The organism is Actinoplanes italicus, assembly GCF_003001815.1.
Taxonomy (GTDB): Bacteria; Actinomycetota; Actinomycetes; order Mycobacteriales; family Micromonosporaceae; genus Actinoplanes; species Actinoplanes italicus.
In genome coordinates this window covers 749,554-775,104 of record NZ_PVMZ01000002.1, presented here as the reverse complement: position 1 = coordinate 775,104, position 25,551 = coordinate 749,554, and the positions used below count along the sequence as shown (strand labels likewise).

Annotated in this window: 18 protein-coding genes; 5 read left to right on the top strand and 13 right to left on the bottom strand. The window is 72.5% G+C overall.

Annotation, left to right across the window (positions count from 1 at the left end; all coding sequences use genetic code 11):
• Positions 1 to 38: 38 nt before the first annotated feature.
• Both CLV67_RS07500 and CLV67_RS07495 read left to right on the top strand, forming a co-directional pair.
• The gene (locus tag CLV67_RS07500) at positions 39 to 539 is read left to right on the top strand and encodes a SigE family RNA polymerase sigma factor (protein WP_106316388.1); all 501 of its coding nucleotides are present in this window, start codon (positions 39 to 41) and stop codon (positions 537 to 539) included.
• Positions 529 to 1,995 carry an outer membrane protein assembly factor BamB family protein gene (locus CLV67_RS07495; RefSeq protein ID WP_106316387.1) on the top strand — a complete coding sequence of 489 codons (1,467 nt, stop codon included), beginning with the start codon at positions 529 to 531 and terminating at the stop codon, positions 1,993 to 1,995. Before CLV67_RS07500 ends, CLV67_RS07495 begins: the two co-directional genes overlap by 11 nt.
• Here CLV67_RS07495 and CLV67_RS07490 read toward each other — a convergent pair whose 3' ends face one another.
• From CLV67_RS07490 to CLV67_RS07475, 4 genes are all read right to left on the bottom strand, one after another.
• On the bottom strand, positions 1,996 to 3,072 hold the full coding sequence (locus CLV67_RS07490) for an amidohydrolase family protein (RefSeq protein WP_106316386.1): 1,077 nt from the start codon (positions 3,070 to 3,072) through the stop codon (positions 1,996 to 1,998).
• Between the two features lie 18 nt (positions 3,073 to 3,090).
• Complete coding sequence (locus tag CLV67_RS07485) at positions 3,091 to 3,684, bottom strand: Uma2 family endonuclease (protein WP_106316385.1); 594 nt, start codon at positions 3,682 to 3,684, stop codon at positions 3,091 to 3,093.
• A gap of 80 nt (positions 3,685 to 3,764) precedes the next feature.
• A complete protein-coding gene (gene ffh, locus CLV67_RS07480) occupies positions 3,765 to 5,327 on the bottom strand; it encodes a signal recognition particle protein (protein ID WP_106316384.1) in 1,563 nt (520 codons plus the stop codon).
• Positions 5,328 to 5,392: 65 nt separating this feature from the next.
• Positions 5,393 to 5,611, bottom strand: a complete 219-nt coding sequence (locus tag CLV67_RS07475) for a hypothetical protein (protein ID WP_106316383.1) — start codon at positions 5,609 to 5,611, stop codon at positions 5,393 to 5,395.
• A 230-nt stretch (positions 5,612 to 5,841) separates the two neighbouring features.
• On the opposite strand from CLV67_RS07475, the gene CLV67_RS07470 reads away from it, so the two are divergent.
• Positions 5,842 to 7,599, top strand: coding sequence for a stealth family protein (locus tag CLV67_RS07470; RefSeq protein ID WP_239165977.1), 1,758 nt, complete (start codon positions 5,842 to 5,844; stop codon positions 7,597 to 7,599).
• A gap of 23 nt (positions 7,600 to 7,622) precedes the next feature.
• Positions 7,623 to 8,885 (top strand): nucleotide sugar dehydrogenase, encoded by a 1,263-nt coding sequence (locus CLV67_RS07465; RefSeq protein ID WP_106316382.1) that lies wholly within the window; start codon positions 7,623 to 7,625, stop codon positions 8,883 to 8,885.
• 74 nt (positions 8,886 to 8,959) lie between these two features.
• Here the strand turns inward: CLV67_RS07465 and CLV67_RS07460 are convergent, their stop codons facing one another.
• The 5 genes from CLV67_RS07460 to CLV67_RS07440 are packed head-to-tail and all read right to left on the bottom strand — an operon-like array spanning position 8,960 to position 14,651.
• Positions 8,960 to 9,340 carry a GtrA family protein gene (locus tag CLV67_RS07460; RefSeq protein WP_106316381.1) on the bottom strand — a complete coding sequence of 127 codons (381 nt, stop codon included), beginning with the start codon at positions 9,338 to 9,340 and terminating at the stop codon, positions 8,960 to 8,962.
• Positions 9,327 to 10,292 carry a glycosyltransferase family 2 protein gene (locus CLV67_RS07455; protein WP_106316380.1) on the bottom strand — a complete coding sequence of 322 codons (966 nt, stop codon included), beginning with the start codon at positions 10,290 to 10,292 and terminating at the stop codon, positions 9,327 to 9,329. The genes CLV67_RS07460 and CLV67_RS07455 overlap by 14 nt, the downstream gene beginning before the upstream one ends.
• Complete coding sequence (locus tag CLV67_RS07450; RefSeq protein ID WP_106316379.1) at positions 10,289 to 11,857, bottom strand: hypothetical protein; 1,569 nt, start codon at positions 11,855 to 11,857, stop codon at positions 10,289 to 10,291. Before CLV67_RS07450 ends, CLV67_RS07455 begins: the two co-directional genes overlap by 4 nt.
• Positions 11,854 to 12,456 carry a hypothetical protein gene (locus CLV67_RS07445; protein WP_146169003.1) on the bottom strand — a complete coding sequence of 201 codons (603 nt, stop codon included), beginning with the start codon at positions 12,454 to 12,456 and terminating at the stop codon, positions 11,854 to 11,856. Before CLV67_RS07445 ends, CLV67_RS07450 begins: the two co-directional genes overlap by 4 nt.
• A gap of 26 nt (positions 12,457 to 12,482) precedes the next feature.
• Positions 12,483 to 14,651 (bottom strand): glycosyltransferase, encoded by a 2,169-nt coding sequence (locus CLV67_RS07440; protein WP_106316485.1) that lies wholly within the window; start codon positions 14,649 to 14,651, stop codon positions 12,483 to 12,485.
• 82 nt (positions 14,652 to 14,733) lie between these two features.
• Between CLV67_RS07440 and CLV67_RS07435 the strand changes: the two genes are divergently transcribed.
• Entirely contained in the window at positions 14,734 to 17,235 is a 2,502-nt protein-coding gene (locus CLV67_RS07435; RefSeq protein WP_106316377.1) for a glycosyltransferase, read from the top strand.
• 452 nt (positions 17,236 to 17,687) lie between these two features.
• Here the strand turns inward: CLV67_RS07435 and CLV67_RS07430 are convergent, their stop codons facing one another.
• From CLV67_RS07430 to CLV67_RS07415, 4 genes are all read right to left on the bottom strand, one after another.
• On the bottom strand, positions 17,688 to 19,673 hold the full coding sequence (locus tag CLV67_RS07430) for an acyltransferase family protein (protein WP_106316376.1): 1,986 nt from the start codon (positions 19,671 to 19,673) through the stop codon (positions 17,688 to 17,690).
• Positions 19,673 to 20,707, bottom strand: coding sequence for a class I SAM-dependent methyltransferase (locus tag CLV67_RS07425; RefSeq protein WP_106316375.1), 1,035 nt, complete (start codon positions 20,705 to 20,707; stop codon positions 19,673 to 19,675). Before CLV67_RS07425 ends, CLV67_RS07430 begins: the two co-directional genes overlap by 1 nt.
• A gap of 55 nt (positions 20,708 to 20,762) precedes the next feature.
• Positions 20,763 to 23,216 (bottom strand): glycosyltransferase family A protein, encoded by a 2,454-nt coding sequence (locus tag CLV67_RS07420; RefSeq protein WP_106316374.1) that lies wholly within the window; start codon positions 23,214 to 23,216, stop codon positions 20,763 to 20,765.
• Between the two features lie 64 nt (positions 23,217 to 23,280).
• The gene (locus tag CLV67_RS07415; protein WP_106316373.1) at positions 23,281 to 25,551 is read right to left on the bottom strand and encodes a [protein-PII] uridylyltransferase; all 2,271 of its coding nucleotides are present in this window, start codon (positions 25,549 to 25,551) and stop codon (positions 23,281 to 23,283) included.

Sequence of the window (25,551 nt, the reverse complement as noted above, 5' to 3'; positions counted from 1 at the left end):
CATCCCGTGTCCCTCATCGGAGAAGGACGGGGTGGCGGATGGATTTCGATGGCTTCTACCGGGACACGTCCCGGCGGCTGCTGCGCTACGCGTACGGCCTCACCGGGGATCCCGGCGAGGCGCAGGATCTCGTGCAGGAGGCGTACGCCCGCGCCTGGCAGCGATGGCGGCGGGTCTCCGGGTACGACGACCCGGAGGCGTGGCTGCGCGTCGTGGTGAACCGGCTGTCCACGGACCGGTGGCGCCGCATCGGCGTGCGCCGGGCGCGGGCCGCGGCCGAACCGCCGCTGCCGACGGTCGCCCCGCCGTCGGAGGACCTGGTGCTGCTGGTCCGGGCGATGCGTGAGCTGCCGGACAAACTGCGCCGTGCGCTGGCGTTGCACTACCTGCTGGACCGGTCGATCGCCGAGATCGCGGCCGAGACCGGCGCTTCCCAGAACACCGTCAAGTCCTGGCTCTTCCGGGGTCGCACGCTGCTCGCGGCGGCCCTGGAGGACCCCACCGTCATGGCGCCGGAAGGAGCCCGCCGTGCCCGCTGATCTGGACGAACTCTTCACCGCGCTGGGCCGGCAGGCCGACGCCGTGCCGCTCGCGGAGGTCGAGCAGGTGCGCCGTCGCGGCCGGCAGCGCCGCGCCCGCAGCCGAGCCGGGATGGCCGCCGCCGCGGTGCTGGTGCTCCTCGCCGGAACCGGCGTGCTCCTCGACCGGCGGCACAGCGACGCCGAGCCGATCCTGCCGGCCACCACCCCGGCGCGGATCCGCGGGCTGGCGCCGGTCGGTGAGCCGCTGCGGACCGGCGAGGGCCGGATGTGGAACGGCGCCCGGATCTCCGGGGACCGGGTGATCGGCTGGATCCGGGCCGGGGACGGATCCCAGGAGACCGTAGCCGTGGATGCCCGGACCGGGAGGACGCTCTGGCGGACGACCGGCCGGGAGAGCTTCCATCTGGGGGTCGCCACCACGTCCAAGGCGGTGATCCTGCTGCGGGAGATCAAGCCGCAATCCGAGTCTCTGGACGAGCCTGCCGACCGGCTCCTGCTGTTCCACGACCCGGCCACCGGCGCGAAGCGCTGGGAGCTGCGGCACACCGACCGCGACCAGCTCGTGCTCCACGAGGACGTGCTGGTCCGGATGGTCCACGAGACCCGCGCGATCGAGGCGTACGACCTGGCCGGTGGACGGAGACTCTGGACCGAGCCGGCTGACGGGGACCCGACGAAACTGATCAGCGGTATGCGGGTCGGGCCGGACGACAGCGAGGAGCACAGCGGAACCACCTCGGCCCTCTTCCGTCCGGACGCGGCCAAAGCCTTCCCGTTCACCGACGACCGGGTGGTCGATCTGAGCGAGTCCGGCCGGATCACGGTGCGGGACATCCGCACCGGCAAGATCCGGTCGGTCGCGAGGGGCCGGGCGGGTGCCGAGGAGCTGTTCGCGTACGAGGGGAAGATCTACGCCACCTTGCGCATCGACGGCGTCTGGAGCATCACCACGCCCGACCACGTCCTCTACCAGCCCGATGACTCGGCGGAGTTCGGATATCCCTTCCCCTGCGGGCAGACACGGGTCTGCGTCCTCGAGAGGCGCGAAGCGAACGGGGCGAAACAGGAGGCCCGCCTGATCATGATCGATCCGAACACCGGTGATGTGATCCGGACGACCGGCGCCGTGCCACGGTACGGCGACAACTCGACGCGGCTCGGTCACATCCTGACCAGCGGCACCGGTGAGAAGGGGACCACGCTCTACGACGAGAACGGGCGGGCGCGGTACTCCGACGACGGGATCGGCGGGTTCGCCGACAACGGGAACGCGCTGACCCTGACCCGGGACGCCGGGGACGGCCGGTTCACCGTCCGCGGCGTCTCCAACATCGACTACCAGGCGGCGAAGCTGGGCGTCATCCCGGAGATCTCCGGCCGGTGCGACTGGAACGAGGACCTGCTCACCTGCCCGGCCGGCCGGGAGCTGTGGGTCTGGCGGCTCACCCGCTGATCACTTCACGACGGCCCCTCGCAGGACGATCCGGCGGGGGGCCCGGACCACCCGCAGATCGGCGCGCGGGTCGGTCTCGTAAACGACCAGATCGGCGAGACCGCCCTCGACCAGGCCGGGGAAACCGAGCCACTCGCGGGCTCCCCACGAGGCGGCGGCCAGCACGTCGATCGCCGGGATGCCGGCCTCGTGCAGGTAGAGCATCTCCTCGGCGGCCAGGCCGTGCCGGATGCCGCCACCCGCGTCGGTACCCACGTAGATCGGGACGCCCGCCTCGTGGGCGGCCAGCACCACTGATGGGAAACGGTCGCGCATGGCGATCATGTGGTCGGCGTAGTCGTCGAACTTGCCGCGCGCGCTGTCGGCGATCTTCCCGAACGTCCTGATGTTGATCATCGTGGGCACCAGGGCGGTCCGCCGGGCCGCCATCTCGTCGATCAGGTCCAGGGAAAGGCCGGTGCCGTGCTCGACCGAGTCGACGCCGGCCCTCACCATGATCGCCACACCCTCCTCGGAGAACGTGTGGACGGCAGCGCGGGCTCCGGCGGCGTGCGCGGCGTCGACGGCGGCGGCCATGGTGGCGGCGTCCCAGCTCGGGGCGAGATCGCCGACGTTACGGTCGATCCAGTCGCCGACCAGCTTCACCCAGCCGGTGCCGGCCTTCGCCTGCTCGGTCACGGCGGCGGCGACGTCGTCACCGGCCACCTCGACGCCGATGTCCCGCAGATAGCGTCGCGGCGCGGCGACGTGGCGTCCGGCGCGGGCCAGGCGGGGCACTCCGGCTTCATCATCCAATTCGGGGTACGGGAAAGGCGAACCCGCGTCACGCAGCGCCAGCACGCCCGCGTCCCGGTCGACGACGGCCAGCTCACGGGCCTCGGCCACGCTCTCGATCGGTTTCGCCCCGTAGGCGATCCCCAGGTGGCAGTGCGCGTCGACGAGTCCCGGCAGGATGAACCCGCCGTCACTGATCGTCTGGGCATCGGCCACCGGCTCGAAGGTGACCCGATCGCCGACCAGCCACAGATCCCGGACCTCGCCGTCCGGCAGAACCGTCCCACGCACATGAAGCGCCATGGGTTAAGTCCTACCGGATCAAGCGCCCTCCTGGGCAGCGAGGTATTTGTCACGCAGCGCCGTCAGCGCCGGAAGATCGACGGTGATCGGGTACGGAACATCCGTGTTGAACACCTTGTCAGTGTTCAGGACGGTCTCGTAGGCCCCTGTCCGGCCGACGTGGAGCACCGTAAGAGTCACACCGCCGTCGCCGGTCGGATCAACGATCCAGTAGTAGTCGACCCCGGCTGCCGCGTAGAACTTGGTTTTCGCATGCATGTCCCGAAAGTGAGACGTCGGCGAAATGATCTCGAGAACGAGCAAGGCCTTTTCGATCGGCGCTGGAGTCAGTGCCATGACGCTTTCGTGCACCACGACGACGTCCGGTCGAGGTTCGTTGCTGCGATCAACCGCCAGCGAATAGTCAGACACCGCGTCGTAGCCCGGCGGACAGTTTTCCTCCAGTGCCTGCGTGAGTTTGTAGCCGAGCTTCTGATGAATACCGTTAGGGGACGGCAAGATCAGCCTTCCGTCGATCAACTCATAACGGAGTCCCTCAGGAAGGCTGGCCAGGTCGTCAGTGGTCCAGTCCCGCTCGTCACGCAGGGCAGGGAGATCAAGGGCAGCGGTCACGCGCTTCTCCTCACGTGAATCGCCACCCATGCTACTTGCCCCTTGACAGTTAGCGCAATTCAACTAGTACCACGACTAGATCAACGATCTTCGTCCTTCGGCTTGCTCAGCTTGTTGAAGTCGAGCTTCGGCAGCTTGAAGCCGCCCGGCGCCCCACCGAGCGCACTCGGGTCGAGACCCGGCGGCAGCTGCGGCATCCCACCACCGGGGAAGCCACCCGGGAACCCGGCCGGCATGCCACCGGGACGTCCGCCGACGCGGGGCCGGTTGCCGCCCTTGGTGCCCTTGCGCTTGTTCTTGGAGCTCTTCGTCGCGCTGCGACGGCCACCCGGCAGACCCATCATGCCGCTCATCTGCTTCATCATCTTCTGCGCGTCGGTGAAGCGGTTGAGCAGCTGGTTGACGTCCATCACGGTGACGCCGGAGCCGTTCGCGATGCGCAGCCGGCGTGAGCCGTTGATGATCTTCGGGTTGGTGCGCTCGCCCGGGGTCATCGACCGGATGATCGCGGTGACCCGGTCGAAGTGGCTGTCGTCGAGTTCGTCGAGCTGGCCCTTGAGCTGACCCATGCCGGGCATCATGCCGAGGATGTTGGCGATCGGGCCCATCCGCCGGACCGCGATCAGCTGATCCAGGAAGTCCTCCAGCGTGAACTGCTCGCCACCGAGCAGCTTGCTGGCCATCTTCTCCTTCTGGTCATCGTCGAAGGCCTGCTCGGCCTGCTCGATGAGGGTCAGGAGGTCGCCCATGTCGAGAATCCGGCCGGCCATCCGGTCAGGGTGGAAGACGTCGAAGTCCTCCATCTTCTCGCCGGTGGAGGCGAACAGGATGGGCTGGCCGGTGACGTGCCGGACGGAGAGCGCGGCACCACCGCGGGCGTCGCCGTCGAGCTTGGAGAGGACCACGCCGGTGATGCCGACGCCGTCACGGAAGGCCTCGGCGGTGCGGACCGCGTCCTGGCCGACCATGGCGTCGATGACGAAGATGACCTCGTCGGGGTCGACCGCGGCCCGGATGTTCGCGGCCTGCTGCATCATCTCGGCGTCGATACCGAGGCGACCGGCGGTGTCGACGATGACGATGTCCTTGGCGGCCCGCTTGGCGTGCTCGATCGAGTCGCGGGCGACCTGGACCGGGTCGCCGACGCCGTTGCCCGGCTGCGGGGCGTAGACGTCGACCCCGACCCGCTGGCCGAGCACCTGCAGCTGGTTGACCGCGTTGGGGCGCTGCAGGTCACAGGCGACGAGCAGCGGCTGGTGCCCCTGGTTCTTGAGGTAGCGGGAGAGCTTGCCGGCCAGTGTCGTCTTACCGGAGCCCTGGAGGCCGGCCAGCATGATGACGGTGGGCGGCTGCTTGGCGAACTGCAGCCGCCGCCCCTCACCACCGAGGATCTCGATGAGCTCCTCGTTGACGATCTTGATGATCTGCTGGGCCGGGTTCAGCGCCTGGGAGACCTCGGCGCCGCGCGCCCGCTCCTTCAGGTTGGCGATGAACGCCTTGACCACGGGCAGCGCGACATCGGCCTCCAGCAGTGCGAGACGGATCTCGCGCGCGGTGGCGTCGATGTCGGCATCAGTGAGCTTGCCCTTGCCGCGGAGCTTGCCGAAGATCCCGGAGAGGCGGTCACTCAAAGTGTCAAACACGGTGAGACTTCCCGTTGGTCGTGAATGTTGGCGTCGACCGCAAGCCTAGCCGTACCGTCGCGTCCTCACCGGTTCCGCATGCGGTAGGTCCGGGCCGCGGCCTCGATGCGCCGCTGGGTCCGGGTGCCGGGCGCAAGCGATCGCTTCACCCGCGAGTAGACGTAGGCGCCGCCGCCGATGACCAGCGCGCCCACGACCAGGTAGTAGAGCAGAGGGCCGAGGATCGAGCTGGCGAGCCAGCCCACGGCCGCCAGTGCCACCAGGATTGCGATTGCCTTGCCCATCGCCGGCCTCCCGCCGTCGTCGCGTCGTCGCGTCTTCCACCATGCCCTTCCCGCGCAACGGGCCGCATCGGCTGAGACCCCCATCCGTTCCCCTAAGGGTGAAGTAGGCACATCCGGGCACGCCCGTCTCCCCAAAGCCGTATAACGCACCTAATGGGGATATAGACCGCAACTTCCATCTCAGAGTCGGCGTTGAACCCTCGGCGGAAGTGCGGCGAAAGGACGACGGCGTGACCCTGCGGCAGGTCCTGCGGATGGCCCCCTGGCCGGTCCGGCGGCGGATCTTCGAGACGGTCGAGGCGCGTGTCCTGCCCCGCGTCGCGCCGGAACGACGGCTCCGGATCGCCCGCACCCTGATGCCCCTCGGACCGGCCCGCATCGGTCGCGCGGGGACCGCCACCCGGCGGGTACGCACCCCGGCCGGAGTGCTCACCGCCCGCATCGATCCGGCCGCCGCCCCCGTCGAGGTCCGCCGGCTCAACCTGGACCGGGTCGTCCGGGCGCTGGACGAGGCCGGCGTCGACTGGTTCCGGGTGCCGTCGCGCGCCGCGACCCGCACCGCCGTGGCGGTCCGCGAGTCCGCCCGCGCCGATGTGCTGCGCCTGCTCCGCGACCTGATCACCGAGGACCACGGCTCGCTGCGCGTGATCCGGCCCGGACGCCGCCGCCGCGATCCCGACGTGGTCGGCGTCTGCTGGCCGGTCACCGATCCGGGGGCCTCCCTGCTGCTCGGCCACGACCTGGCGTGCGAGGTCGAGTTCTGGCGCGAACAGGGCGGCCGTCTGGTGTCGCCGCGCCGCAACCCGGTGGCCGACACGATCGCCGCCGACGAGCCGGTCACCACCGCACCGGAGCCGGTCTTCGGCCCCTTCAGCGCACCGGACGACGCGACGCCGTACCGCACCCGCCGGGTCTTCACCACCGTGGACCCGGACCGGATCGAATTCCCGGTCGACGTGGTCTACACCTGGGTGGACGGTTCCGACCCGGACTGGCAGCGCCGCAAGGCCCGGGCCATGGCCGAGAACTCCTGGGTGGGCGACGTCAGCGGGCAGGCCGCCAACGACTCCCGGTACGTCAGCCGTGACGAGCTGCGCTACTCGCTGCGTGCCCTGCACTGCTTCGCCCCGTGGGTGCGCCGGGTCTTCCTGGTCACCGACGACCAGGTGCCGTCCTGGCTGGACCGGGCCCATCCGCGGCTCACCGTGGTCGGCCACCGGGAGATCTTCGGCGACACCGGCCGGCTGCCGACGTTCAACTCGCAGGCCATCGAGTCCCGGCTGCACCGCATCCCGGGCCTCGCCGAGCACTTCCTGTATCTCAACGACGACGTGATCCTGGGCCGGCCGGTCACCCCCGACCTGTTCTTCACCCCGGGTGGGCTCACCAAGTTCTTCGCCTCGGCGGCCCGGGTCGACACCGCACCGCGCGGTCCCGCCGACCGGCCCGCCGACTCGGCCGCCAAGAACAACCGGCGGCTCATCCAGGAGACGTTCGGCCGGATGCTGACCCGCAAGATGATGCACACCCCGCATCCGTCGCGGCGCGGTGTCATCGCCGAGATCGAGGAGCGGTTCGCCGAGCAGGTGACGGCCACGGCCGGGCACCAGTTCCGGCATCCGGACGACATCTCGCTGCTGTCGTCACTGCAGCAGTACTACGCGTACCTCACCGGCAAGGCCGCCCCCGGCCGGATCCGCTACCTCTACACCGACCTGGCGAGCCCGGCGACCCCGCTGCGGCTGGCCCGGCTGCTGCGCGGCCGCAACGTCGACGCGTTCTGCCTCAACGACGTGGACGTGCACAGCGCCGCCGTCGCCGATCAGGAGGCCCTGGTCGCCGAGTTCCTTCCGGCCTATCTGCCGTTCACCTCCCCGTACGAGTTGCAGCACCGGAACGTCCGCACGATCGCGGCGCCCCGGAAGCCGAACCCCGGCCGGGACGACCGGCCGGTCCCGCCGGACGTGGCCCTCCCGCCCGTCGCCTGACCCTGTTGTGAGAAGGAGACTCCTTGAGCTACGACGTCGTCATCCTGGGCCTGGGGTACGTCGGCCTGCCACTGGCGCAACAGGCGATCCGCGCCGGCATGTCGGTCCTCGGCTTCGACATCGACGAGAACGTGGTCCGCTCGCTCGGCGAGGGCCGCTCGCACGTCGACGACCTGAGCGGCACCGACGTGGAGAAGATGCTGGCCGGCGGCTTCCTGCCGACGAGTGACGAGGCCCTGATCGGGCAGGCGCGGACCGCGGTCATCTGCGTGCCCACGCCGCTCGCCGAGGGCGACGGGCCCGACCTGCGGGCGGTTCTCGGCGCCACGTCGGCGGTCGGCCGCAACCTGCGCCCCGGCATGCTGGTCGTGCTGGAGTCCACGACGTACCCCGGCACCACCGACGAGGAGGTGCGCCCACGGCTCGAGCAGCTCTCCGGGCTCACCGCCGGCATCGACTTCCACCTGGCCTTCTCGCCGGAGCGGATCGACCCCGGCAACGAGGTGTTCGGCGCCCACAACACGCCCAAGGTGGTCGGCGGCTACACCCCGGCGTGCACCGACCGGGCCGAGGTGTTCTACAGCCGGTTCGTCGAGACTGTCGTGCGGACCCGGTCGACGCGCGAGGCGGAGACCGCGAAGCTGCTCGAGAACACGTACCGGCACGTCAACATCGCCCTGGTCAACGAGATGGCCCGGTTCTGCCACGAGCTCGACATCGACCTGTGGGACGTCATCCACGCGGCGTCCACGAAGCCGTTCGGCTTCCAGGCGTTCTACCCCGGGCCCGGCGTCGGCGGTCACTGCATCCCGATCGACCCGAACTACCTCTCCCACAACGTCCGGAGCAAGCTCGGTTATCCGTTCCGGTTCGTGGAGCTCGCTCAGGAGATCAACACCACGATGCCGGCGTACGTCGCGCGCCGCGCCCAGAACCTGTTGAACGCCGACGGCCAGGCCGTCCGGGGCGCGACCGTCCTGCTGCTCGGCATCACGTACAAGGCCAACATCGCCGACCAGCGCGAGTCCCCGGCCGCGCCGCTGGCCCGTCAGCTGGCATCCCTCGGCGCCACCGTGGCCTACCACGACCCGCACGTGACGACGTGGGAGCTCGACGGCGTGCCGGTCTCGCGCACCGACGACCTCGAGGGCGCGGCCGCCTCCGCCGACCTGGTCATCCTCGTTCAGAACCACCGCGAGTACGACCCGGACCACCTGGCCCGCATCGCGAAGCGCTTCTTCGACACCCGGGGCGTGACGACGGTCCGTGAGGCCCACCGCCTCTGACCCGGATCTTCCCGGCTGTGGCATACCGCTGTCTCAACGCGCCCGAGGCAGCGGTACGGCGCAGCCGTACAAGATCAAGCGAAGGTCCACCGGGAGTTGAGGACGTAGTTCAGCCCCGGGATCAGGACGATCGCGACCGCCTGGACCAGCGCATACGGCCCACCGAGCAGATCAGCCCCCACCCAGAGGACCGCGGTGTTGAGGCTGAAGGCCGCCGCCGTGACGGTGAGGAACCGCGGCCCGGTGACCGTGTGTGCGGCACCGGAGCGGAAGACCCAGGCGCGCTGCAACAGGTACGAGACGGCGATGCTGGCGGCGAAGCCGATCGTGGAGGCGGGTACGGCAGCGGCACCGAGCCACGTGGCCGCGAGGCCGACCGTGAAGTGGGTGAGCGCGCTGAGGCCACCGCTGACGGCGTAGCGGGCCAGACGGGTCCGTACCTCAACGTTCGGCACGCTGTTCGACCACCCAGCGGTCCGGGACGGTGGATCCGGCCCGCTCCTGGACCAGGTAGCGGGGGCGGCCCCGGACCTCCTCGTGGATGCGGGCCAGGTATTCGCCGATCACGCCCAGTCCGATGAGCACGAACGTGCCGGTGACCAGCAGCAGCAGGATGACCGTGGTGAAGCCGGCGACCGAGCCTCCGCTGATCCAGCGGACCAGCGTCTGCACGCCGAGGACCACGGCGAAGGCAGCGAAGCCGAACCCGGCCAGGGTGACCATGTGCAGCGGGGCCGAGGTGAACGAGGTCAGCCCGTTGACGGCCAGCCGGAACAGGCCGCGGACGGTCCAGCGGGACGCGCCGCCCTCGCGGTGGTCGATGTCGATCTCGACGGTGTCGCGGGTGAAGCCGATCCAGCTGCTCGTGCCGCGGAAGAACGACGAGTGTTCGGGCATCCGGCGCAGCGCGTCGACGGCGGGGCGGCCGAGGAGCCGGAAGTCGGTGGCGTCGACCAGGTCCACGCCGGTGAATCGGGTGAACGTGCGGTTGAAGACCCGTGAGCTGAGCCGGTTGCCGATCGACTGGCCGGTCCGGTTGCGTTTGACGGCCTCGACCACCTGGGCGCCGTCCTGCCAGCGCCGCACCATGGCCGGGATGGCGGACGGCGGGTGCTGCAGGTCGGAGTCGATGATCACGACGGCGTCGCCGGCGGCGTGTTCGAGGCCGGCCAGCAGGGCGGCCTCCTTGCCGAAGTTGCGGGACAGCCGCAGGCCGCGGACCCGCGGGTCGACCAGGGTCTGGCGGGCGATGCGCGACCAGGAGTCGTCGGCGGAGCCGTCGTCGACCAGCACCAGCTCGTAGTCGAGGGCCGCGGCGGTGAGCACCTCGGTGAGCCGGGCGACGAAGCGGTCCACGCCGGGACCCTCGTTGTAGATCGGCGCGATCACCGAGATCAGCGCGTTCATCGGGGCGCCCGTACGCAGAAGGGGACGCCGGCGATGGTCCGGGCGGCCACGTCGAGCGAGTCGTCGTAGCGGCGCTGCAGGAACGGTTTGTGCTGGTTGGTCTGCAGCGCCTCGTCGAGCAGAGCACATCGGCGGGCGTTCCCGGCGCGGCTGCGCTCGAAGGAGCCCATCGCCGCGGCGATCCGGTTGTCGAGCTGGGCGGCGCGCAGGGTGGCGGTGGTGTCGGCGTAGGCGCGGTTGGCGGTGGCCGAGACGGCGCCGCAGAGGACCAGGGCGGCGAGGAGCCCGGCGGCGGCGCGACGGCCGAGGAGCAGCAGCAGCGCGACGGTGAGCAGCATGCCGCCGGGGATGGTCAGCGCCGAGTCGCGCCAGCCCTGTTCCCACAGCTGGTGACCACTCATGGCGGCCCGGACGGCGACGCTCAGGGTGGCGAGCAGGGCGCCGCAGGCGAGGACGGCGACGGCGAGGGCGGCGAGGCCCAGCAATGCGGTCCGGTCCGGGCGGGTGGCCTTCGGCAAGACTTTGGCGGTACGGAGGGCGAGCGCCCCGATCAGCAGGAACGCCACCACCGGGATCAGCCCGCGCAACCACGGCCCGGCGGTCGCGTCGGTGGCGGCCCGCCACTGCAGCGGCGGCAGCCAGGCCGTCATCCGGACCGGCAGCAACAGGATCGACCGGGCGTCGACCACCAGGTCGGAACCCTGGTAGCAGCCGCCGTCGGCACAGAACCCGCGAATGATCCACCGGACGGTCGCGAAGACCGGCAGGAACCCGGCCCAGAGCAGTCCGGCGAACCGCAGGCCGGGCGAGGTGAGCAGCCGCCGGGGGCCGTGCCCGAGGACGAACCGGCCACGGATCAGCACCGCGGCGGTGGCGAGCGGGACCGCGAAGCAGGCGGGTTCGTTGAAGATCGCCAGCGCCGCCCCGGCGGTGACCGCGAGCACCCCGTTCCACCAGCGCAGCCGGTCGAGACGGCAGGCCGCGGCGGCGACCAGCAGGACCAGGGTGGCGGTGCCGTAGTAGAGCCCGCCGAAGAGGACGGTGGTGCTGTCCTGACCGGCGGCCACGAACCCGGCGCCGACCGCGTACGGCAGGAGCAGCCCCACCACCGACGGTGTCCCGCCCAGGAGCCGGCCGCGGTGGAGCACACTCTCGGCGAGGACCACCACGGCGAAGGTGAGGGCGATCGCGGCCAGGATGGAGACGGCCCGCAGCATGACCGTGGCGGACAGCCCGAGCTGCTGCATGCCGGTGAAGGCGAGCAGGTCGAGGCTCTTCTCGAGCATCCGGCCGAGCGGACGGAAGTTGCCGAGCCGCAGGTAGGCGTCGCCGCTGGCGATGGTGTGGGACACGATCGCGCCGGGGTCGTCGCGGAACATGCCACCGTGCCAGTACACGTTGAACCGGTGGTCGCGGCTCGGCGCGACGGCCAGCAGCGGGGTGAGGACCACGAGCGGGACGAGGACGCACCGCCGGGCGACGTGGCCCCAGAGTCCGGTCCGCTCGGGGGTCTCGGGTTCCTCGGGCAGCCGTGCCGCCGGAATCATCACCGTTTGCGCGGTCATGACTGCTGCAACGACGTGCGGCCCGGCGGGGTTGTGTCCAGCAGCTCCGGCAGGGTCGGCGGACGTTCCGGGTCGACGAACGACACGTGCGTCGCGTCGTGCTCGGCGTAGAGCCGGGACAGCCGTTCCGAGAGCACCACGTCCCACGGCTGGTCCGGGCGGTGCCGCTCCCAGGTCTCCCGGTCGGCCAGGTACTCCAGGATCAGCCCCGAGCCGCGCAGCAGCGAGAACCCTGCGTTGTCGGTGAGCACCACGGCCCGGTGGTCGGGTTCGACGAGCACCCGGCGCCGGACCGTCTGCACGAAATCGCGCAGCCGGTCCAGGTCGAGACCGATCGCCACGTACAGGCGGGCCGGCAGCGGCCGCTTGACGGTCCGGCGGCGGGGCACGACCTGATCACGGCGGATCCGGCGTACCAGCCGCAACGGATCACGGGCCAGGGTCACCAGGCCACGGCCCAGCCGGTACGACCCGCTGCCGCGCAACCGCTGGGCGGTCTCCCGTTCCGAGTCGCGTTCCCCTGCCAGGCCCGCGCACCGGGACCGCCAGGCGTCCCGCTCCTGCTCGACCGTGCGCAGCCGTACCACCAGGGACTGCATTTCGCCTTCGTCGGCCATGGTCTTCCTCACGTGAGAGCGGTGAGAGCGGTCAGCCAGTCCGCGGCGTCGGCGGCCCCGTTGCCGGGCGCCACCTCCGCGCAGCGGCTGCTCAGCGCGTCGCGGACGTCGGCCCGCACCGCCCGGGCCAGCACCCGGTCCAGGTCGTCGCCGTCCGGGTCCTCGACGATCAGCGCGGCGCCGGCGGCCGCGGCGAACCGGGCCCGGCTGACCTGATCGTCCAGGGCCGTCTCCCGGTTCGGCACGAACACCGCCGGGATGCCGAAGGCGATCAGCTCATGGAACGAGTTGTAACCCGAAGCACTCACCACCAGGTCGAATCCGCGCAGGTATCGACTGATCGGGTAGACCCGGACCACGTGCGCGCCGGGCACCGGCGGCATCGGCTCGCAGGCGATCGCGGACTCGGCCAGCACCACCTGGAAATCGGCGTCACGCAGGTGCCGGGCGATGCGGGCGGCCGGCGACGAGATGTCGTTGATGTTCCCGGCGCCGAGCTGCAGCAGTGCGGCGGGCCGGTCGGGGTCCAGTTCGAGCGCGGTACGGGCCTCGGTACGGGTGATCAGCTCGGCGGCGTCCAGGTAGGTGATCGGCCGGACCGTGTGCACCCCGTCCCGGTCGTCGACGGTCGGGCCCTCGTCGGCGGCCGCCGCGAACTCGCCCGGTTCCAGGATGTGGTGGAAGGCCTGCCGCCGCTCGATCCACTCGGCTCCGGTGCCGCGCCGCCACATCGGCCGGCGCACCCACACCCATCGCACGCCGGGCCGCGAGCGGGCCGCCGCGACGATGCCGTCGTGCGGGACGCTGTCCACCGCCACGACGGCCGGCCGGTGCAGGTCGATCAGGTGCTCCAGGCGGCTGCGCAGCAACTCCGTCCAGGACTGCCGGGCCAGGCCGAGCACGCTGCGGGACGGGATGTACTCGGTGAGGAACCCCTCCCGGTGCGCGACCATGGCGCCGTGCGACTGGGTGGCCACGACCGCCGGGGCGTCGCCGGGCAGCCGCCGGCCGATCGCCATCAGCCGTGACAGGTGGCCGAGCCCGACACCGTTGTCGCTGACCAGGAGCACGCCGCGCGGTGGGGGCGGCTGCGGCGGGGCCAGTGCCGGGGGCGGCGGGGCGTCCGGGCGGATCCCGCGGGCGGCGAGCCGGGCCAGGTGGGAGCCGTAGCCGTACCGGGCCTCGATGAACTCCCGCCCCCGCAGGCACACCGACCGGTAGCGCCCACGGTCCGCCCACAGCTCGCGGACCAGCGGGAGCACGCCCTCCGGAGTGGTGTAGAGCGCCGCGTCGCCGAAGAGCGGCCGGAAGTGCTCGCCCACGATCACCGGCACCCCGGCCGCCATCGCTTCCATGATCGTGCGGCCGAACGCCTCGATCAGGTCGGGGTCGTGGAAGTAGACGAAGAAGTCGAGTCCGCGCAGGAATTCGGCCGGCTCACACGTACCGAATCCGATGATCTCCCAATTGGCCGGGGTCCGGCCGAGCCGTTCGACGGCCAGCTCACCGCCGCCCAGGATCCGGACCTTCACATCGGGGAGATCCGGGTACGCCTGGAGCAGTTCCTCGCCGGTCCGGGGCCACTTCACCGGGTCGGCCCGGCCGTGCCGCCCGATCACCGGCGCCCCGTCGCGCGGGACGTGCTCGGCCCACCACTCCGAACCGTCGATGACCTCGTGCCAGTCGACGCCGGTCAGGATCGCCTCCGGCTCGGAGCGCAGCACCTCGGCACGGACCTGCGGACTGATCGGCGCCCACTCGATGCCGGCACCGAAAAGGCTCTCCACCCGCGTCCTGACCTCGGCGAAGTCGTAGTAGCGGGCCGGGTCGCCCGCATCGCCGGGCGCCTGGTTGAGGACCATCACCGACCGGCCGGCCGCCACCTTCGGCCGCACCGGCAGGTCCTCGGTGAAGATCCGAGGCTGCCGGACGACCAGCAGCCTCGCGGCGACGTCCTCGCCCTCGGCGGCCAGGTACGCCGAGGAGTCCCGGATCAGTTCGGTGATCAGCGGATGGAACGGCCGGTCCCGTTTCAGATGCGGGGACCGCACGTGCACGAGCACGGTGGTCAGCCCGGCCCTGGCCTGCGCGCGCACCTCCGCGGCGATGCTGGCCGAGGTGCCGCCCGGATAGCGGAAGTCCGAGAGGATCGCCACGTCGTGCACGGTCGCGGTCATGGTCAGGTCAACGAACCGTGCACACCCCGCGTCACGCACCCCGGCCCCGATGCGTTGATCCTCCCGACAACTGAGGGGGGCAATGCGCAGGCAGCACACGACACCCGACGCGTACGGCACGGACCTGCTCGAACGGCACTGGCGGCACCTGACCGCGGTGGCGCCGACCGGCCCCGCCACGGCCGCTCTGCACACCCGTTCGGCCGCGGCCCGGACCCTGCTCGCCTACGCGGCGGCCCGTCGTTCCGCCGACGAACTGGTAGTCGCCGCCCGCGAGGGCCGCCTCTTCCCGGACGCCGACCCGTGGGCGCTCGGTGAACTGGCCCGGGTGGTCGCGCTGCAGGACCTCTATCCCGGCGACCGGGCCGACGGGCTGGCCCTGTTCGACTCGCTGCTGCGCACGTTCGGCCCGGCCGGGGTGGCGCCCGCCCACCAGGGACTGCACACGCAGATCGCGTTCGCCGCGGGCGACCCGGTCCGCGTGGCGAAGCTGCTCGCCGACTATCCGGCGGTGCCCGCGCCGATCCGCGAGGCGCTGGTCGTCGACCTGGCCACCAAGGACGAGTGGCCCGGCCGGTTCGCCGGACTGCTTCCGGAGCCCGGGCTCACGCTGGCCACCTCGGACGTGACCGGCTTCGACCGGATCCGCGCGAACCCGGTCACCCGGCACGGTTCACCGCACCGGATCAGCACGATCGTCACCGCGTACCGGCCCGGCCCCGCCCTGATCACCACGATCCGCTCACTGGTGGCGCAGAGCTGGACCAACCACGAGATCCTGGTCGTCGACGACGGCTCGGGCCCCGCGTACGAGCCGATCCTGGCCAGGGCCGCGGCCATCGACCCGCGGGTACGGATCCTCCGGATCCCGGTCAACGGCGGCACCTACCGGGCCCGTAACGCCGCTCTGGACATCGCCGGCGGGGACTTCGTCACCTTCCAGGACTCCGACGACTGGTCGCACCCGCTGCGCCTGGAACGGCAGGCCGCCCCGCTCATCGAGGACGCGGGCGTGGTCGCGACCACCTCGGCGGCGATCCGCGTCACCGAGGACCTGGTGGTGACCCGGCCCGGATTCGCGGAGTTCCGGTCGTACAACCTGTCCTCGCTGATGATCCGCCGGGAGGTCGCCCTCGACCGGCTCGGCTACCTCGACCCGGTTCGCAAGGGCGCCGACGCCGAATACGTGGAACGGGCCCGGGCCGTCTTCGGCCGCTCCGCCGTCCGGCACCTCGGCAGCGAGCCGCTCGCCCTGATCCGGCTCACCGCCGGGTCGCTGTCCGGCGCCGACATCGGGCCCGGCTGGATGCATCCGGCGCGCCGGGCGTACCTGTCGGCGTTCCAGGCCTGGCACACCCGGGTGGCCGCGGGCACCGAGAGCGCCGTACGCACCCGCTCGCCCCGCTCACGACCGTTCGCCGCTCCCCGCGCCCTGGCCGCCTCCCTGCCCTCCCTGCTTCCCGCCCTCAGCGGCGACGTCGTGCCCCTGCCGCCCCGGATCGTCTACGACGTCGTGCTGGCCGGCGACTGGAACGTGCGCGGCGACACCGCCTGGCCGGTCGCCGAGCGGGTCCGCGCCCTCATCCGGCCCGGCCGCTCGGTGGCGCTTCTGCACCTGGACTCGCTGGCCAGTGTCGCCGGGTCACCCGCCAAGCTCGATCCCACCCTCCAGCACATGATCAACACCGGGGCGATCGACCAGGTCGTCCTCTCCGACGAGGTGCACACCCACCTGGTCCTGGTGCACGACGCGGAGGTCCTCGGCTTCGCGCCCGGCACACCGTCCGGGATCCGCGGCTCCCAGGTCGTCATCGAGGCCGACCCGGCCTGGATCCCGGTCGCCGCGCACTGCGCCGCCGAGGCCCGCCGCCTGTTCGGTGTCGAACCGCACTGGGCGCCGACCGACGCCGCCTCCCGTGCCACCCTCACCGCCGGCCAGTTCGGCGCCCGCCTCACCGCCGTCGACCTGCCCGGCAGCGTCAACCTGCGGCGCTGGCGGCTGCACCGCTCGGGCCCGCGCGCCGACCGCCCGGTCATCGGCCGCGTCTGCACCGGCGGCCCCGCCGAATGGCAGCGGCTGCGCGCCACCACGACACCCGCGCTGGACGTACGGGTCCTCGACCGCAACGACCCGGCGCAGGCGGTGCCGCACGGCTGGCTCGTCTTCCGCCCGTCCGACCTGGACACCCGCGGCTTCCTGCACCAGCTCGACTTCTACCTGCACCTGCCGGCCGACGACCGGCTGCCGGCCACCTGCCCCGAGGTGCTGATCGCGATGGCCGCCGGCTGCATCCCGGTCCTGCCACCCCACCACGCGGCGGCCTTCGGCGAGGCGGCCGTCTACGCCACGCCGGACGAGGTCGCGGCTGTCGTGACCGGCCTGCACCGTAACCCGGCCGAGCTGCTCGCCCAGAGCGAGCGAGGGCTCGCCTTCGTCCAGGAGCGGCACCCGCACACCCGCTACGCGGAAGCGGTCGAGGACCTGTTGCTCCCACCGGTCACGTCGAGCGGCGATGTGATCACCGGCGAGATCATCGCCGCTTCCGGCCAGGTCCTGTCCCCGCTCCCGCTGGCCGGTTACTGACCCACGTCCCCGTCAGACCTCGAGCAACGCCACGTCGTAGCTGAGTCGATCTTGTGCGGCGCTCGTGGTGCCCACCGCGCGCTCACCGCCTCAATCTTGTGAACTTCGGCCGCCACTCCGACCCGAACCCCACAAGATCTCGGCGGGCGGCGGGCGGCGGGCGGCGGGCAGCCCGCCACTGAACGTGGCAACCGGACGACGACGGGACCGCACCCGGACGGCATTCGAGTCAGGCGGATGGGCGCCGATGAGAACGGGGACGACACGAGCACGGGCCGGAACCCCCTCCCCGGCCCGCGCGGTGCCCCCGCACCGCGAAATGCGCGCCCCCGCCATCACACCCCATGGCGGGGGCGCGCTCACTTCCCGGCACCAGACCGTCAGCCGCACCTCAGGACGGCTGTCCGCGCCGCGAACGCCCTCGAAACCTGCCTCAGGTACGGCCGCCGGGCTCATCTGCGGGGCTGTGGGAGACGGGGTTCCAGCAGCGGGGCGACCAGGCGGGCGTACGCCTCGGTCAGATGGTTGCTGTCGCGGTAGACGAGCGTGTCCCCGATGACCAGCGGGCACTTCGCGGCGCACAACCACGGCACCGGGTCGATCACCGGCACGCCGGAGGCGACCGCGATGATCCGCTGGAGTTCGCGCCAGCGAGGTTCGGGCAGCACGTCCACACGCGACGCCGCGCACACCGAGACGGCGGTGGCGTTGGTGCTGAGACAGTCGGCGGGCGCCACGGTGAGGAACGGGGTGTCGGCGAGCACCGCCACGTGCCCGGCGGAACGCTTCAGGGTGATCAGGGTGCGCAGCCAGCCGGTCTGCCAGACGGCGTCCGGGTCGGCGGGCGCGCCCGCGAGGACCTGGCGATAGTTGACGCTGGACGACACGACGAGCAGGTCGGGCCGCAGCTGGGCGATCCGGCCGAGCACCTGGGCGCGCCAGTTGTCGCACTCCACGTACCGGCTGCGGGCCCGCCGCTCGTCGAGGGCGATCTGGGCGGGACTGCACGAGCTGCGGGTGAAGGCGTAGAGCCGCCAGCCGTTCTTGCGGGCCAGCGTCTCCATGGCGGGGAACCACTGCAGGGCGTGCGAGTCACCGAAGAGGACGACGGTGCGCCGGCCGGTGGTGTACGAGCAGTCGCTCTTGGGCCGGAACGGGCCGGTGAGCCCGACGTGGCAGCCGTCCAGCTGGGGTGCGAGCCGCTGCCGGGCCGCGTCCTCGAAGGTGGGCGTGAGGTTGCGGGGCAGGTCGGTGGCGGTGGTCGCGGTGGTCAGCATGCGGCGGAGGGTGGTGGCCGGGTCACCCGCGGCGGCGATGGCCCGGTTCGCGTCGGGCGCATTCCCGTGTGCCGGGATCTCCGGTGGGTTGAGCAGGCCGAGGGCGGCCAGGGTGGCGGCCGAGGCGGACAGGCCGAGACCGAGAAAAAGGCCACGACGGGGGCGTACGGTCCAGACGCGATGATGCCGCACCGGGTTCTCCAGCAGGTGGTGGCTGACGACGGCGAGCCCCAGAGCGGCGGCGGCGACCGCGGTCCGGGCGGTCAGGCCGGCGGGGGCGACGAGCAGGAGCGGCCAGTGCCAGAGGTACCAGCCGTACGACATGCGGCCGACCCAGCGCATCGGCCCGGTGGACAGCAGCCGGTTGCCGCCGGCCGCGATGACGGCGACGGCGCCGAGGACCGGCAGCAGGGCCGCGGTGCCGGGGAACGGTGTCGTCTCGTCGAACAGGACCGCCGCCGCGCCGATGGCGGCCAGGCCGATCCAGCCGAGCCACCGGCGGCGGCGGATCGCGACGAGCGCGAGCATTGCCCCGGCGCCGAGTTCCCAGGCCCGGCCCGGGGTGCCGAAGTACGACGTGTCGTGGGTGTTCCAGGCGAACGACCCGGCGGTGACCACCACCATGAGGACCGGCGCGAACCGTCCGCGGGCCACCAGCAGCGGCCACACCAGGTAGAACTGCTCCTCGACGGCCAGCGACCAGAAGTGCTGGAACGGCGACGGCACCGGGTCGCCGAAGTAGTCGGTCCCGGCCGTGTCGAGGCGCAGGTTCATGGTCCAGGTGGCCGCGGCCAGCGCGTCGCCGGCCCACGTGGCGAACCGCACGGGCGGCGCCAGGTACCACGCTCCGGCCAGGGTCACGGCGATGACCAGCGTGGCGACGGGCAGCAGCCGCACGGCCCGCCGCGCGTAGAAGCGGGCCAGATCGATCCGGCCGGTCGCGGCGAACTCCCGGCGCAGCAGCGAGGTGATCAGGAACCCGGAGATGACGAAGAAGACGTCCACCCCGACGAATCCGCCGGACAGGCCCGGCACCCCGACGTGGGCCAGAACCACGAGCAGCACCGCGACGGCACGCAGCCCCTCGATGTCGCCCCGGTGGGCCGCCGGTGTCCCGGGCGGGACCGGCCGGGGCCGGCGCAGGGGCAGCGTGACCGTCATCAGGCGCGGGCGGCAGCCATCGCCGGCGGCCGGGCGAAGGCCAGCACCGCGTGCCGGCCCAGCAGTTCGCCCTCGCGGCGCAGTCCCTGGTAGCGCTCGGTCCAGGCGGCCATGGCGGCCTGCTCGTCGGGGCGTCCCGCGTCGTCGAAGACGAGGGTGGCGGTGTCCGCGAGCCGCTTCTCGATCATGTGCATGGCCGGGTAGCGGGCGTCCGCCCCGGTCGACGCGGGCGGTCCGTCGATCAGCACGAAGTCGATGTCGTGCAGGTCGGCGAGCGCCTCCGGGTCGTACCAGGGGAAGTCGCGGCCGTCGATGCCGACCGGTGTGAGCGGCGCGTCGCGTACCTCGGCGATCTCGGAAAGGCCGTGTGCCGCGAGAGCGGCACGGGTCCGCGCCGCGTAACCGGCGTCGTGGTCCAGCGAGACCAGGCGGCCGCCGGACTTCTCCAGGGCGTACGCGATCCACACCGAGGACGTGCCGCTGCCCAGCTCGAGGACCAGCCGGGGCTGGCGGAGCCGGATCAGGTGCAGCAGCTCCAGCAGGTCGGTCGGGTTGAGCGCGAAATCGCCGGACGACGGCATCGGCGCCCGCGGGGTGAAGCCCTGGAAGAGCTGCACGGTGGCCTCGAACTCGCGCGGCAGTGCGAGCAGCTGGCTGGCGGCGGCCTTGCGGTCGGTGACCTGCTTGACCCGCGCGATCGCGTCGGCGAGTTCCAGGTGCCGGTCGCCGGCGGTGAGGCGTTCCCGTTCGACGGCGGCGACCAGGCGGCGCTGCATCTCCTCGACGGTGGTACGCAGGTCGCGCTGGGCGGCCAGCCCGGTCTTCTGCACCCGGGCGAGTCGCCGGTACAGCAGCATCAGACCGGCCAGGATGATGCCGCCGAGCAGGGCGAGCAGCGCGGTGGCGATCCCGGTGTACCCGGTGAGCGCGGTCGCCGCGGCGCCGGCGCAGAGGACACCGGCGGCCGACATCACCGCGAACTGCGGGCCGGTGAGGCGCGGCAGCCTCCGGCGGATTCGGCTCAGTTTGCTCATGCGGACGCTCCTCGTGTGCGGTTCCGACGGGGTAACGGGGCCGGGACCGGCCTCGTTACGGCACGCGCTGGGCGGGTGCCGGAGCCCCTGTGCGGAGAAGGCCGGCGATCCGCTCAGCGAAGTAGGACGGACGGTGGTCACGGACGACGGCGGCCCGGGCCCGGGCGCTCTGGGCCGCGTATCGGCCGGGATCGGTCCGATAGCGCCGGATCATGGCCGGTACGTCGGCGGGCGCGCACGCCACGGCGGCGTCCCCGAACGCGCCGGCGAGGTGGCCCGGCACCAGGACCACGCAGCCGGTGGCGGCGGCCTCCAGGGCCGGGCGGGACACCAGCTCCGGCGCGTGCTCCGGCGGGAAGTGCAGGTAGAAGTCGAGCTGCGCGGCGAAGGTCCGCGGGTCGAGGTCGGCGGGCTCGTACACCAGCCAGGAGGCGGGCAGCCCGGCCGGACGCAGCGGAGTCTCCGGCAGCCGCAGCCGTACGTCGGCGCTCTCGCAGCGGCGCGGCACGGCGAGCGCGGCGGCCAGGTCGCCGGGCCACTCGCCGACGTCGCACAGGTCGGTGCCGGCCACGGCCGGGCCGCGCGGGTCGGGCAGCGGCCGGGCCACATCGGCCGGTTCGGCGACGATCGGCAGGTCGAAATCGGTCAGCTCGGCGGGCCCCAGCAGATCCCGGACGGCGGCGTCCTGCGGGCACCAGAGCGGTGCGGTCCCGAACAGCCGCAGCGCGGCCCCGGTGACCGTGTCCACGGTGTAGCGCCGGTCACTGCCGTCGCGGCGGGCCGGTGCCCGGTCGGCCACGATCAGCACCCGGCCCGGCCGGATCCGGCAGCCGTCCTCCGGTGCGAACTGCAGCACCTCGGGCTGGCGTACCAGCAGGACACCGGCCGACACCTCGTCGGTCTCCAGGACCTGCTCGAGGCGGCCGATGTTGATCAGCCGCTGGACGTCCGGGCTGAGCGACCGCCGCTGCCGGTTCACCGAGCGCAGCGCTTCCAGGTGCAGGATCGCCACCGCGTGACCGGCCGCGCGCAGCGCTCCGATCTCGGCGAGCGCGGACCGGTGCGCGCCGGTGAGGAACCGCCAGTCGGCGGCCACCACCACGTCGTAACGCCGGGGCGCGGCCAGGCCGCTGAGGTGGGCCGGTGCGACGAACGGCCGGACGTCCCCGGCCCGCGCCCGGTGCAGCGGACGCGTCGTGGCGTGCCAGCAGCGGTAGGCCGACATGTACGCGGTACGGGCCGGATGCATCCAGTAGGCACGGATCTCCGACCGCGACAGGGAACCCTCGGAGAGCCTGATGAGAGCCAGTGGTTTCGCGATCCGGCGTACCGAATCCGCGCCGAAGGCGGCTTGGATGCGCTCCAGGAACTCGGAGTCGGCCGCCTTGCGCACCTGATCGAACCAGCCGATCCGCCGGGTCACCGCCTCCCGCCGGAACAGCAGCGACGACACGTTGACCCGGCCGCGCCGGATGCCGGGGCGGGTCATCACGAGCTGGTCGGTGACGCTGATGCCCTCCGAGGTGGTGGCCACCACGGCCGGGTCCGTGAGCATCGGCAGCGTCTGGAGCTCGATGCGCCGCGGGTGCGACCAGTCGTCGGAGTCCTGGAAGGTGACGAAGTCGCCGCGGGCCGCCGCCAGACCGGCGTTGCGGGCCGCGTAGGTGCCGCCGTTCCCGGTGAGCCGGAGCAGCCGCACCCGGGGGTCCAGGTCCTCGGCGGCGGCCAGGATCGCGTCGTACTCCGGCGGCGACGCGTCGTCCACCACGATGATCTCCAGGTCCGGCCAGGACTGGGCGGCGATCGATCGGACGGCGGTGAGCAGACCCTCCCCCGGCCGGTACGCGGTGACGACCACCGAGACACGCTCACCACCGGTCTCCACCAGGTGGCCGGCCGAACCGGTGAGCCGGTCGAACGGCACCTTCTCCGGGGCCGCGGCCAGCAGTGGCCCGGGCGCCGGGAACAGCGCACCGAACCGGGCCAGCCAGGTCTCCTCGGGAATCGAGGGCAGGCCACCGGCGTACGGATTGGCGAGATCGATCTCCAGCGACTCGCGGGCCGCCGCGGGGATCGACCGGTACGCGCCGAGCAGCTGCCGCGCGTTCACCGGCCCCTGCCAGGCGTAGACGAGCTGTGCGTGCAGCGCCTGGTGGCTCGGGGGCAGTGCACGGGCGCCCCGGGCGGTACGGATCAGCGCGTACAACGCCAGCGCGTCGTCGCGGTCACCGGGCAGCTCGTCCTGCAGCGCGATGGTCTGTGCCAGCCCGGCGAGCAGCACCGGGTCGACGGGACGGCGGATCCGGCGGGTGTCGCCCTTACGGGCCGCCTCCAGGACCTCGTCCAGGCCGATACCGGCCGCCCGTGCCAGCACCCCGCGCGCGGCCACCGAACGGTTGCGCATCGCCGTGTTCGGCAGCGACACCTCCGCCCCGGCACCGGCGAGGGCGACATGGTCGTCCAGCAACGCGACCGGCGGTGCCCCACCGTCCGGCTGTGCCTCAGCCATCGACTCTCCGTCCGTACCCGGCAATGTCCTTTCGGATCAACGCCGGGGCGACGGCCCGGTGACGCTAGACGGCCGCGAGGACCGCTGCCTGCACCCGGTCCCGTTCGGCCGCCGAGGACCACGCGCCGACCAGGTAGAACGCGTCGACGACATCGCTGCCGAGGGTGGAGATGCGTGCCGCGCGGATCTCCGCGCCGGCCTCGTCGAGGGCGTGCGTCACGCGGTAGAGCAGGCCCGGCGAGTCGGCGGCGCGCAGTTCGAGCACCACGGCGTCGGTGGCCACGTCGCGCTGCCAGACGACGCGCGGCGAGGCGGTGCCGCCGCGGGCGCTCATCGCGCGGGCCCGGACCCGCTGGGTCACCGAGACGTCGCCGGCACCGACGCGGCGCAGGTCGGCGGCGAGGGCGACCGGGTCGTACGGCGACCCGTACCGCGGCGAGGTGTAGAACTCGACGATGGCCCGCCCGTCCACGGTGATCGTGTCGGCGGCGACCACGTCGAGCCGGTGCATGGCCAGGCAGGCCGCCACCCCGGCGAGCAGGCCCCGGCGGTCGGCCGCGGCCACCGCCACCCGGTCGCCGTCCAGGTGCACCACCGGCAGCGTGCCCTCGAGCAGCTCCGGGTCGGGTTCCGGCGGCTCGGGCAGCGCGCCGGTGTCGAGCGCGGTGTCCACCTTGTCGACCAGCTCGGCCATCAGCCGGCCCTTCCAGTCCGACCAGGCGGCCGGGCCGGTGGCCCGCGAGTCGGCACGGGCCAGTGCGTGCAGCAGGTGCAGGACGTGCGTGTCACCGACCGTATCGGCGACCGTGGAGATCGTCTTCGGGTCGCTCAGGTCGCGCCTGGTGGCCACGTCCGGCAGGAGCAGGTGCAGCAGCACCAGCTTCTCGATGGTGGCCACGTCGGCGGGTGGCAGGCCGATCCGGGCCGCGATCTCGGCGGCGATCGGGGCGCCCACGATGCTGTGGTCGCCGGGCAGGCCCTTGCCGACGTCGTGCAGGAACGCGCCGATCAGCAGCAGGTCGGGGCGGTCCACCTCGCGGGTGTGCGCGGTTGCCTCGTAGGCGGTCTGCACCAGGTGCCGGTCGAGGGTGTACCGGTGGATCGGGTGGTGCTGCGGCAGGCTGCGCATCCGGGCCCACTCGGGCAGCCAGGCGTCGATCAGGCCGTACCGGTCACAGGTCTCCCAGGTGGGCAGCAGGCCGGGCCCGGAGCCCAGCAGCGAGACCAGCGCGGCGCGGGCCGCGGGCGGCCACGGGGTGGGCAGCGGCGGGCAGAACGCGGCGAGCCACTCGCTGGTGGCGCGGGCGATGGGCAGCTGGGAGATCGCGGCCGCGGCGGCCACCCGCAGCGAGAGGCTGGGGTCGGGCACCGGGCCGATGGCGGTGCGGGCCAGCACCAGCTCACCGTCCTGCTCCACGACGTCGCGGGCGACCGGGCGACGATGCGGCACACCGGCGGGTCCTCCGCGGCGGCGTCCGCCCCTCATACGGTCGACGGCACGCCAGGCGTCGTCGACGGCATGGGCGACGGTACGGGCGTCGCCCGCCACCCGTCGCAGCAGGTTGTCCGGGTCGTCGATGTCGAGCAGGTCGGCGACGGCCTTGCGCTCCTGGGCGACGAGCCGGTCCACGCGGCGGCCGACCGCCAGGTGCAGGGCGTCGCGGGTGTCGAGCAGGCGCAGGGTGGCGGCCCGGACGGCGGGCCGCATGGTGTCGGCGATCCCGGTCCGTCCGATGCCGCGCAGCAGGGTCACGTCGCGGAGCCCGCCGCTGGCCTCCTTGATGTCGCCCTCGAGCAGGAAGGCGAGCTCGCCGTGCTGGGTCCAGCGGCTGGTGGTGAGTTCCCGCAGCTGGGACATCAGGCGCATCGCGGTCCGCCGCCACTGGTCGGTTGCCGCGGCGATGAGCTCGGCGGAGAGGGCGGCGTCGCCGGCCACGTGCCGGGCGTCGAGCAGGCCGAGGGAGACCTTGACGTCGTCGTGGGCGACGGAAAGAGCTTCGGGGAGGGTACGCACGGAGTGGTCCAGCCCGAGGCGGGCGTCCCAGATCGGGTACCAGAGCGAGGAGGCGATCCGGTCGATCCCGGCGGTGCCGTTGTGCACCAGCACGAGGTCGAGGTCGCTGTAGGGGGCGCAGTCGCGCCGGCCGAGGCCACCGACCGCGACGAGGCTCACGCCGGGCAGGTGGGACGGGAAGAGGCCCTTGAGCCACGTGTCGAGCGCCACCGCCCGCTCGGTGCGGGCGGTGGCGCCGATGTGGTGCTTGAGTTCGTCGAGCGAGCCGCCCGCTGCCGGACGTGCGGGCGGGGCCGGCGGCTCGCTCAACGGGTTCGTCAT

What these genes read in the sequence shown, in the direction of transcription:
- CLV67_RS07500 (WP_106316388.1), top strand. Translation starts at nt 39, where the DNA reads ATGGATTTCGATGGCTTCTACCGGGACACGTCCCGGCGGCTGCTGCGC.
- CLV67_RS07490 (WP_106316386.1), bottom strand. Translation starts at nt 3,072, where the DNA reads ATGGCGCTTCATGTGCGTGGGACGGTTCTGCCGGACGGCGAGGTCCGG.
- CLV67_RS07475 (WP_106316383.1), bottom strand. Translation starts at nt 5,611, where the DNA reads ATGGGCAAGGCAATCGCAATCCTGGTGGCACTGGCGGCCGTGGGCTGG.
- CLV67_RS07455 (WP_106316380.1), bottom strand. Translation starts at nt 10,292, where the DNA reads ATGAACGCGCTGATCTCGGTGATCGCGCCGATCTACAACGAGGGTCCC.
- CLV67_RS07450 (WP_106316379.1), bottom strand. Translation starts at nt 11,857, where the DNA reads ATGACCGCGCAAACGGTGATGATTCCGGCGGCACGGCTGCCCGAGGAA.
- CLV67_RS07445 (WP_146169003.1), bottom strand. Translation starts at nt 12,456, where the DNA reads ATGCAGTCCCTGGTGGTACGGCTGCGCACGGTCGAGCAGGAGCGGGAC.
- CLV67_RS07440 (WP_106316485.1), bottom strand. Translation starts at nt 14,651, where the DNA reads ATGACCGCGACCGTGCACGACGTGGCGATCCTCTCGGACTTCCGCTAT.
- CLV67_RS07435 (WP_106316377.1), top strand. Translation starts at nt 14,734, where the DNA reads ATGCGCAGGCAGCACACGACACCCGACGCGTACGGCACGGACCTGCTC.
- CLV67_RS07430 (WP_106316376.1), bottom strand. Translation starts at nt 19,673, where the DNA reads ATGACGGTCACGCTGCCCCTGCGCCGGCCCCGGCCGGTCCCGCCCGGG.
- CLV67_RS07425 (WP_106316375.1), bottom strand. Translation starts at nt 20,707, where the DNA reads ATGAGCAAACTGAGCCGAATCCGCCGGAGGCTGCCGCGCCTCACCGGC.
- CLV67_RS07420 (WP_106316374.1), bottom strand. Translation starts at nt 23,216, where the DNA reads ATGGCTGAGGCACAGCCGGACGGTGGGGCACCGCCGGTCGCGTTGCTG.
- CLV67_RS07415 (WP_106316373.1), bottom strand. Translation starts at nt 25,551, where the DNA reads ATGACGAACCCGTTGAGCGAGCCGCCGGCCCCGCCCGCACGTCCGGCA.